This is a genomic window from Psychrobacter sp. TB20-MNA-CIBAN-0197 (assembly GCF_040309765.1).
In the GTDB taxonomy this organism is placed as follows: Bacteria; Pseudomonadota; Gammaproteobacteria; order Pseudomonadales; family Moraxellaceae; genus Psychrobacter; species Psychrobacter submarinus.
This window is the reverse complement of record NZ_JBEOPC010000532.1, coordinates 1-275: the sequence shown is the minus strand read 5'-3', so window position 1 is coordinate 275 and position 275 is coordinate 1. Positions and strand designations below refer to the sequence as shown.

The window sequence follows — 275 nt, the reverse complement described above, 5'->3', positions numbered from 1 at the left end:
GTTTAAGCGCATCGGCAAATCTAACTGGTTTACTGAATATAAAACCTTGATACTTATCAATTTGTAAGCTTTGTAATAACGTTAACTGAGCTGTATTTTCTACGCCTTCAGCTATTACCTGGCAACCAATCATATGCGACATGTTAGTTACCGCAGATACAATACTTTTATCTTTTGAGCATTCACAAATGTTATCAATATAAGATTTATCTATTTTAATGTAATCAACTGATAGCTCTTTTAAAACCGATATAGAAGAAAACCCAGTACCAAAA

1 protein-coding gene is annotated in these 275 nt (G+C 32.0%); it reads right to left on the bottom strand.

Annotated features, from left to right (window positions below; translation table 11 throughout):
• Positions 1–275: EAL domain-containing protein (locus AAEY83_RS14825; RefSeq protein ID WP_351060083.1), on the bottom strand; the 275-nt coding region annotated here is incomplete at both ends.